The sequence below is a fragment of the Pseudokineococcus marinus genome (assembly GCF_013004605.1).
Lineage (GTDB): Bacteria > Actinomycetota > Actinomycetes > Actinomycetales > Quadrisphaeraceae > Pseudokineococcus > Pseudokineococcus marinus.
This window is the reverse complement of the sequence record NZ_JABEMA010000162.1, coordinates 1-6,934: the sequence shown is the minus strand read 5'-3', so window position 1 is coordinate 6,934 and position 6,934 is coordinate 1. Positions and strand designations below refer to the sequence as shown.

7 protein-coding genes are annotated in these 6,934 nt (G+C 77.1%); 3 read left to right on the top strand and 4 right to left on the bottom strand.

Going from position 1 to position 6,934, the window contains the following annotated elements:
• Positions 1 to 130 precede the first annotated feature (130 nt).
• The 3 genes from fdhA to HLB09_RS18580 form a co-directional block, all read right to left on the bottom strand.
• Positions 131 to 1,351 (bottom strand): formaldehyde dehydrogenase, glutathione-independent, encoded by a 1,221-nt coding sequence (gene fdhA, locus HLB09_RS10795; protein WP_171203382.1) that lies wholly within the window; start codon positions 1,349 to 1,351, stop codon positions 131 to 133.
• A gap of 108 nt (positions 1,352 to 1,459) precedes the next feature.
• The gene (locus HLB09_RS10790) at positions 1,460 to 2,320 is read right to left on the bottom strand and encodes a maleylpyruvate isomerase N-terminal domain-containing protein (protein ID WP_171203381.1); all 861 of its coding nucleotides are present in this window, start codon (positions 2,318 to 2,320) and stop codon (positions 1,460 to 1,462) included.
• Between the two features lie 31 nt (positions 2,321 to 2,351).
• Positions 2,352 to 2,948 (bottom strand): DnaJ family domain-containing protein, encoded by a 597-nt coding sequence (locus HLB09_RS18580; protein WP_171203380.1) that lies wholly within the window; start codon positions 2,946 to 2,948, stop codon positions 2,352 to 2,354.
• A 549-nt stretch (positions 2,949 to 3,497) separates the two neighbouring features.
• On the opposite strand from HLB09_RS18580, the gene HLB09_RS10780 reads away from it, so the two are divergent.
• Entirely contained in the window at positions 3,498 to 3,701 is a 204-nt protein-coding gene (locus tag HLB09_RS10780; protein WP_171203379.1) for a cold-shock protein, read from the top strand.
• A gap of 147 nt (positions 3,702 to 3,848) precedes the next feature.
• Here the strand turns inward: HLB09_RS10780 and HLB09_RS10775 are convergent, their stop codons facing one another.
• Entirely contained in the window at positions 3,849 to 4,586 is a 738-nt protein-coding gene (locus HLB09_RS10775) for a PIG-L deacetylase family protein (RefSeq protein WP_212770907.1), read from the bottom strand.
• Between the two features lie 206 nt (positions 4,587 to 4,792).
• On the opposite strand from HLB09_RS10775, the gene HLB09_RS10770 reads away from it, so the two are divergent.
• Both HLB09_RS10770 and HLB09_RS17830 read left to right on the top strand, forming a co-directional pair.
• The gene (locus tag HLB09_RS10770; RefSeq protein ID WP_171203377.1) at positions 4,793 to 5,203 is read left to right on the top strand and encodes a TIGR03618 family F420-dependent PPOX class oxidoreductase; all 411 of its coding nucleotides are present in this window, start codon (positions 4,793 to 4,795) and stop codon (positions 5,201 to 5,203) included.
• A 116-nt stretch (positions 5,204 to 5,319) separates the two neighbouring features.
• A partial coding sequence (locus HLB09_RS17830; RefSeq protein WP_212770906.1) for an alpha/beta fold hydrolase occupies positions 5,320 to 6,934 on the top strand: 1,615 nt, incomplete at its 3' end.

Sequence of the window (6,934 nt, the reverse complement as noted above, 5' to 3'; positions counted from 1 at the left end):
CGGGCCCCCGTCGGCTCGAGGGCGTGCGCACGCCACGGAGCCTGGCGCACGACGTCCCGCCCCCGCGCGCGGGGGCGGGACGTCGTGCGGCGGAGCCCCGGACGCGCTCCCGGGGGGCGCTGCCGACGGCTCAGGCGGCGGGCACCATGCCGTGGGGGTCGAGCACGAACTTCTGCGCGACGCCGCTGTCGAACTCGGCGTAGCCGCGCGGCGCGTCGTCCAGGCCGATGACGGTGGCGTTGACGGCCTTCGCGATCTGCACCTTGTCGTGGAGGATCGCCATCATCAGCTGGCGGTTGTAGCGCATCACCGGGCACTGGCCCGTCGTGAACGACAGCGACTTCGCCCAGCCCGTGCCCAGGCTCAGCGACAGCGCGCCCTTCTTCGCCGCCTCGTCGATGCCGCCCGGGTCACCGGTCACGTAGAGGCCCGGGATGCCGAGCGCGCCGCCGGCCGCCGTGATCTCCATGAGGGAGTTGAGCACGGTCGCCGGGGCCTCCTGCTTCGAGCCCTCGCCGTGGCCGCGGGCCTCGAAGCCGACGGCGTCGACGCCGCAGTCCACCTCGGGCACGCCGAGGAGCTGCTCGATCTGGTCCTTCGGGTCGCCCTTGCTCACGTCGACCGTCTCGCAGCCGAAGCTGCGCGCCTGGGCGAGCCGGCGCTCGTCGAGGTCGCCGACGACGACGACGGCCGCCCCGAGGAGCTGCGCCCCGACCGCCGCCGCGAGGCCGACGGGGCCCGCGCCGGCGATGTAGACGGTCGAGCCCGGCTTCACGCCCGCCGTGTACGCGCCGTGGAAGCCCGTCGGGAAGATGTCCGACAGCATCGTGAGGTCGCGGATCTTCTCGAGCGCCTGGTCGCGGTCGGGGAAGGGCAGCAGGTTCCAGTCCGCGTAGGGCACGAGCACGTAGTCGGCCTGCCCGCCGACCCAGCCGCCCATGTCGACGTAGCCGTACGCCGAGCCGGGCCGGTCGGGGTTGACGTTGAGGCAGATGCCGGTCTTCCCCTCCTTGCAGTTGCGGCAGCGGCCGCAGGCGATGTTGAAGGGCACCGAGCAGATCTGCCCCTTCTGGACGAACTCGACGCCTGGCCCGGTCTCGACGACCTCACCGGTGATCTCGTGGCCGAGGACGAGGCCCTCGGGCGCCGTCGTGCGACCGCGCACCATGTGCTGGTCGCTGCCGCAGATGTTGCTCGTGACGACCTTGAGGATCGCCGCGTGGGGCAGCTGCCGGCCGACGTTGGCCGGGTTGACGCCCGGCCCGTCCTGCAGCTCGAAGGTCGGGTAGGGGATCTCGTCGACCGAGACCTTCCCCGGGCCCTGGTACGTCACTCCGCGGTTGCCTGCCATGCCGGACCTCCTGGGTGCGCACGGCCGCGTCGTCGCGGCCGGTGCCCCGGATCCTGCCGTTCCCGGCGCTGGTGTCAACGGGTCGTCCGGCCCTGCTCGAGGGCCGGCTCAGAGCGCGTGCGCGGCCGACCAGCGACGCCACGCGTCCGCGTCGCCCTCGACGACGACGTCGTCGCCCCGCCGCCACAGCGCGAGCAGGAGGTCGACCGCCCGGCCCCGCACGACGACGTCCGCCGGGGCTGCCCCGTCGGTGACGTCCCCGCCGGCCCCGGCGCCCGTGCCGACGACGGTGCTGCCGTCGGCGTCCCACCGGACGAGCCACCGCCCGCCGGGACGGGCGTCGGGGGCCGGGCCGTCGGGGACCGGGCCGTCGGGGACCGGGCCGTCGGGGAGCGAGGGGCGTTCCACCTCCTCCACGAGGAGGTGGAGCGGCGCGGCGGGCGCGGAGGCGGCCGCCCGCGCGGCGACGCCCGGGTTGAGGGGCACGACGAGCAGGTGCTCGGCGACCCCGTCCCTCGCCACCGCGAGCGGCGTCGACGGCGTCCGGCCGGCGGACAGGGCGACGTCCGCGGTGTGGACGGCGGTCTCGTGGAGCAGCCGGCGCCGCCAGAAGCCCGCGGTCGGCCCCGGGCCGAAGGTCCAGGCCGGGGCGAGCGGGTCGCTCGCGCGCAGGGCGCCCAGCACGTCGTCGGCGCTGTCGCGCAGCCAGGTGCGCGGGTCCGGCCCGGGCGCCGGGACGACGTCGCGCCAGCGCGCGCGGGTGGTCGAGCCCGATCGGACCATCGCCGAGGCCCAGCGGTAGGTGCCGCCCACGTGCTCCAGGAGCGCCCCGACGTCCCAGCCGGGGCAGGCCGCGACCGGCGCCGCGTGGTCGACGTCCTCCGCCTCCGCGAGCAGGGCGTCCACCTGCCGGGCCAGGAGGTCGAGGTGGTCCAGGTCGAGGTGGTCGAGGTCGTGCGCCGCGCTCACCCGCGGACCCTCCCCGGCGAGGACCGGGCGGTCAAGGACGTCGCCGCCACCACGGGCGCCGGCGCGGCGCCGGTGCCGGCGGCGGCTCGGGTGCCGGTCGCGGCGGGTGGGCCTCGTGCCAGCGGTCCAGCTGCACCTGCAGGTCCAGCGGCCCGACGGCGACCGGCGGCCCGGAGGCGGGGCGCAGGTAGGCGTCGCGCAGGCGGCCGTTGAAGTCGGCGACGAGCTCGCGGACCTCCCGCTCCGAGCGCAGCGTCGGGACCGCGGCCCGGAGCTCGGCGCGCTCGCGGCGCAGGGCCAGGCCGACCGGCATCGCGGCCGAGAGGTCGGCGCCCTCGCGCTCGGCCCAGTCGAGGACCCACTGGTAGCTCGTGCGCTGCCGGTGGAGGTCGGGGATGGGCCGGCCCTCGCCGCGCAGCCCGGAGAAGGAGCCGCGCGCCTGCGCCTCGCGGATCTGCTGCTCGACGCGGTCGGCGACCGGGACGCCGCGGTGCCACCGCCGCCCGCTCCGTCCGTCCTCCGACGAGCCGCCTGCGCTGCCACGGCCGGGGCCACCGGTGTCCTGGGCCCCGTCGCCGCCGCTCTCGCCGCGCCCGGGCCGACGGTCCGCCCGTCCGTCCTCCACCACGCCCCCCTCGGTGCCGTCGCGACCCCCATCGTCAGCCGCGCCGCGAGCGGGCGTCCACCCGGCACCGGTGCCGGGCCGACCACGGCACGGGGCCGCCGTGCCGACGACGAGCCCGCGGGGGCGGTGCCCCGCACACTGGCCGGGTGTTCCTCTTCTTCAGCAGCCGCACCGGCTGCCTCGGCTCCCTGCTCATCTCGCTGCTCGTCACCGGGGTGCTGCTGCTCGTCCTGCTCTGACCGCCCGTCCCACCGGCCGCGAGTCCCCGGGCCGTCTCCTGCTCGCGCCGCGTCGATCGAGGGCCGCGACGGTCCGGCCGCGGTCCGCGGTGACCCGTCCGCGAGCGGGTCGGGGGGACCCCGGGGAACACGACGGGCCCCGGAGGTGCTACACATGTCTGGTCGTCCAGTTTCGTGTGTCGTGTCATCCACGCTCGCGGTAACGAGGTGACGGTGCGCACGAGGTCCCGAAAGGCGGGGCCGAGGCGCCGTCACCTGGGTCGGCCGGTCGCGCAGAGTGCGCGACCGACACCCGTGAAGGAGTGGTGGTCACATGGCACAGGGAACCGTGAAGTGGTTCAACCCGGAGAAGGGCTTCGGCTTCATCTCGCCGAGCGACGGCAGCGCTGACGTCTTCGTGCACCACAGCGAGATCGACATGCAGGGCTACCGCACCCTCGACGAGGGCCAGCAGGTCGAGTTCGAGGTCGGGCAGGGCCAGAAGGGCCCCCAGGCCCAGGGCGTCCGCCCGGTCTGATCCCGGCAGGCTCGTGAGCCCCGGCTGAGCTCCGGCTCTCCGGCACCACGCAGTCGCAGGAGCAGCGTGAGCCCGCCTCCCCCTCGGGGGAGGCGGGCTCTCGTGCGTCCAGGGGCGCGAGAGCCCGCGAGCGGGCGTCCCCGGGGGTCAGCCCGCCTGCAGCACCTGCCGCCGCACGAGGACGGCCGTGCCCACGCCCTGCCGGGCCCCGGCCTCCGCGGCGCCGGCGCGGAGCATCTCCTCGGGCGAGCTGCCGAGGACCTCCCAGTAGGTCTGGTGGGCGCGCAGGGAGGCCATGCCGCGGTCCAGCGTGGCCGTCGTGTCGACGGCGTGCGTCGGCTCGGCGTCCATGACGTGCACGACCTCCCGGACCCCGCCCCACGGCTCGAGGCCCTCGTCGAGCAGCTCGCGGAAGACCCATCGGTTCCCGGCGTCGCGGACGGCGTCCACGAGCACCGCCGCGAGGGCGCGGTGGTCGGCCTGGTCGGGGACCCCGCCCCAGTCGCGCGAGGCGTTCGCGACGACGACCTCGGGGCGCACCCGCCGCACCGCGCGGGCGATCGCGCGGCGCACCGCGAGGTCGGGCTGCAGGACGCCGTCCGGCAGCCCGGCGAAGTCGACGTCGTCGGCGCCCACCGCGGCGCACGCCGCCCGCTGCTCCCGCTCGCGCAGGGGCGCGGACTCCTCCGGCGGCACCGTGTCGATGCCCGCCTCCCCGCGCGTGAGCAGCAGGTACGCCACCTGCCGCCCCTGGTCGGTCCAGCGGGCGACGGCGGCGGCCGCGCCGTACTCGAGGTCGTCCGGGTGTGCGGCGACGGCGAGCGCCGTCCCGAAGTCCTCGGGGAGCCAGGGGAGCGGGGGCTGGGGGCGCTGGGTGCTCGTCACGCGCCCAGCCTGCTCCGTCACGCCGCCGCGGTCGAGGGCAGCACCGGGTGCGGCGCCGGGTGACCTGCGGAAGGGCCCACCACGGAGCGTCATCGCAGGTCAGCGCGTCGGTGGACGCTCGTGCCGGGGGTTCTGCAGGTCGCCCGGCGGGAGCCGGCCCGGGCGGACCGTGGTGCGGCCCCCGCCCGCACTGGCAGGCTGGCGGCATGCCGACGCCCCCCATGCCCGCCGACGTCGCCGAGCTCTTCGCCCGGCCGAACCCCGCCGTCATGGCGACGGTGGCCGCCGACGGGCGCCCGGTCAGCGTGGCCACCTGGTACCTCGTCGAGGACGACGGCCGCGTCCTGCTCGGCCTCGACGCCGGACGCGCCCGCCTGGAGCACCTGCGCCGCGACGGCCGCGTCTCGCTCACGGCCCTCGCCGAGGGCGACTGGTACACCCACGTGAGCGTCCAGGGCCGCGTCGTCGAGATCGTCGACGACGAGGGCCTCGCCGGCATCGACCGGCTGTCGCGGCACTACACCGGCCGCGACTACCCGCAGCGGGACCGGCCGCGCGTCCTCGCGTGGGTCGAGGTCGACCGCTGGCACGGCTGGGGCGGCGCCGGGCAGGGCTGAGGGGCCGGCCCCGCGAGCACCCGCCGGGAGCGGCCGCGAGCGGACGGTGAGCGACCTCACGCCGCCCGCGCCTCCCGGGCGGCGCCGCCGGTCGGCGGCTCCGCCAGGATGCCCTGGTGGTCAGCATCGACGTGCCCGAGCCGCAGGTGGTCGTCGTCGCCGACGGCACCCGCATCGCCTCCTACGTGTGGGAGCCGGAGGGCGGAGACGGCGACGCGCCCGTCGTCGTGGCCGTCCACGGCTTCGCCTCCAGCGCGGCGGCGAACTTCGCCCAGACCGGCTGGACGCGCGACCTGCCGCGCGCCGGCTTCCGCGTCATCGCGCTCGACCAGCGGGGGCACGGGGCCAGCGACACCCCGCACGACCCGGCGCGCTACGACCTCGACGTGCTCGTCGACGACGTCGTCGCCGTGCTCGACCACCACGGCGTGGACGCCGCCCACTACGTCGGCTACTCCCTCGGCGCGCGCGTCGGCTGGCGGGCGGCCCTCCGCGCTCCCGAGCGGGTGCTCTCCGCGGTGCTCGGCGGCGTCCCCGACGGCGAGCCGCTCGAGCGCTTCGACCTCGCCCAGGCCCGCGCCCACGTCGAGGACGGCGCCGAGGTCACCGACCGCATCACCGCCGCCTACCTGACGATGGCGGACTCCGTGGCGGGCAACGACGTCCGCGCGCTCATCGCCCTCGTGGAGGGGATGAGGGGCAGCGGGAGCCTCGACCCGGAGGACCCGCCGCACCAGCCGGTTCTCGTCGCGACCGGCAGCGAGGACGGCATCCTCGAGCGCTCCCGGCGGCTCGCTGCCGCGCTGCCGCAGGGGTCCTTCGTCGAGATCCCCGGGCGGCACCACTTCAACGCGCCCACCTCGCGGCACTTCCGGACCGCTGCCGTCGACTTCCTCACGGACGTGCCGGCCGCGGCGCCGCCGGCGGAGCCGGTGCCGCTCGAGCTCGCGCGGTCGTGGCTGCTCGTGCCCGCGCTCGGGGACGTCGACGCGGCCTCGCGCTCCGGCTGCGACGCCCTGGTCCTCGACCTCGAGGACGCCGTCGACGGCACCCGCAAGGACGAGGCCCGGGACGCCGCCGTGGCCTGGCTGCAGGGCGGGGGCCGCGCGTGGGTGCGGGTGAACGGCCGCGCGAGCGAGCACTGGTCGCGTGACGTCGACGCCCTGCGCGGCCTGCCCGGGCTCGTCGGCGTCGTCCTGTCGAAGACCGAGCAGGGCACCCAGGTCACCGAGACGGCGGACCGCCTCGGCGGCGAGGTCCCCGTCGTCGCGCTCGTCGAGTCCGCGCTCGGCGTCGAGGCCGCCGTGGAGGTCGCCCGGGCGCGGGGCTGCGTCCGCCTCGCCTTCGGCAGCCAGGACTACCGGCTCGACACGGCGACCGCGGACACCGAGGTGGCCATGGGCTACCCGCGCTCGCGGCTCGTCGTCGCCAGCCGCATCGGCGGGTTGCCGGCGCCCGTCGACGGCCCGACGACGGGCGGCGGCCGGGCCGAGCTGCGGCGGGCCTGCGAGGCGGCGACGGACCTCGGGCTCACCGGCAAGCTGTGCCTCGCGCCGGAGGAGGCGGGCGTCGTCGCCGAGGCGCTGAGCCCCGCGCGCACGGACGTCGCCTGGGCGCGGGAGGTCCTCGCCGACTTCGCGGCCCGCGGGCGGGTGGTCCGCGACAGCAGCGACCTCCCGCGGGTCGGCCGCGCCGAGCGCCTCGACCGGCTCGCGCGCGCCTACGGCGTCG